We start from the raw sequence: 1,512 nt of genomic DNA, 5'->3' as shown, positions 1-1,512 counted from the left end.
AAAGTTTGTCCACAACATACAGACGATCACGCGGTGGCCGCCCCACGTCCAGCCCCGAACCCGCAGGTCAGACCCTGAAGTACGGCTGTCGTACTAGGCGTTGATGGTGCGTATAGGTGGGGTTCGGTTGCTGCCTGAGCGGTCGTTGTGGCGGAGACGTTGGGGTGGAGCCATGGGGCGTAAGCGGATGCGATTGCTGCACGGCGGGCTGTCGGGGGTTACCGAGGCTGACATTGATGGGTTCGCCGCTGCGGTCGTGGAGAGGGTCGCCCCAGGGGAGTTGTTGATCCTGGAGGCTGTCGCTGCTGACTTCCGTCGTGATCCGTCTGGGGTGCTGGGCGCAGGCCTTCGTCCTCCGGTGCGGCTGGGGGCGGAGTTCGTGTCGGTGGCGGCGGTGGCCGTGTATGTGGCGTCGATGCTGGGCGGGGTGTTGACCAACGCCGCCGGCAACCTTCTGGCAGATGGACTGTCGGAGCCGACGCGCCGACTGGTTCAGGCGATCTTGAGGCGGCGGGGAGTTGCCGTTGAGGCGTCCGATTCCCAGGATGTCTCGGCCGGTCTAGGCCCTCCCGTCGGCGGTGGCGTCGAGGTACGGCTGGAGCGTCGGCTTTCGGTGGGCTCTGATGCCGAGCGTGAGATCACAGAGGTGGTGACTTGCGGTGTGGCGACCACAGGACTGAGTGGACAGCAGACTACGGAGTTGACGGAGGCTGTGCTCGAGGTCCTACGCGGGTGGTCTGACTCGTGACGATCGAGGCCGTCCGTGATCCGCATGCGCCGGGAGCGCCGGCTACGACGCTGCCGGCGTGGCGTCAGTCACCCGCCAGGGGCGGCTATCTGACTTTGATCGCGGCGTTGCTGGTGGCCGGGCTATTCGCCGGCAACACGCTGTTTCTAAATCTCTTCAGCGTGAGGATGGGGCAGACATACAACGGTTGCCTAACGGCCCTCGGATCGCCGCCGACGGTGCTCGAGCAGCTCTCTGCCTGGCAGGTGCGCTGGGAGGCGTGCGTGCGCCCCGTGACGACTTTGCAGCAGATGATGAGCCTGGGCTGCGCCGTGTCGGCGCTGCTACTCGGGGCGGCGTCCAGTGTGGCGCTCGCGAGCTGGCAGGTGCGGCGGGCGCGGCCGGTGCGGGCGCCCGAATCCATCCAGGCGCGAGTGCGAGGGTTGGCGCTTCAGTGGGGCCTGCGTCGGCCGCCCCGGGTGGTGGTCGGCATGTGTAGGGTCCGGGATCCGTACTCCGCAGGTGGGCCAGGCCGGCCGACTATCGTGCTTCCGCCGGGTCTGCTGGGCCGCCCGGATTCCGAGGTGGACGCGGTTATCCGGCACGAGCTAGCCCATGTGGCGGCCGGCGACGCCACCCTGGCCTGGTTCGTTCGCGGCATCTGGATTGCGCTTCTACCGGTCTTGTTACTGAGGTTCTTGGGTCAGGGTCCGGCTTGGTCAGGGTGGCGCTAGTCCGGTGGCGTTGAGGAATCCGTTGATCAGTCCGGGCCGGTACTGCATGGT

2 protein-coding genes are annotated in these 1,512 nt (G+C 67.0%); both read left to right on the top strand.

Going from position 1 to position 1,512, the window contains the following annotated elements:
* The first annotated feature begins 187 nt into the window (after positions 1-187).
* Entirely contained in the window at positions 188-748 is a 561-nt protein-coding gene (locus ABD287_RS18315) for a hypothetical protein (protein WP_344174773.1), read from the top strand.
* Complete coding sequence (locus ABD287_RS18310; RefSeq protein WP_344174771.1) at positions 745-1,461, top strand: M48 family metalloprotease; 717 nt, start codon at positions 745-747, stop codon at positions 1,459-1,461. The genes ABD287_RS18315 and ABD287_RS18310 overlap by 4 nt, the downstream gene beginning before the upstream one ends.
* Positions 1,462-1,512 lie beyond the last annotated feature (51 nt).

This window comes from Pilimelia columellifera subsp. columellifera (assembly GCF_039532605.1).
Classification (GTDB): Bacteria; Actinomycetota; Actinomycetes; order Mycobacteriales; family Micromonosporaceae; genus Pilimelia; species Pilimelia columellifera.
This window is presented reverse-complemented; position numbering and strand designations above follow the sequence as displayed.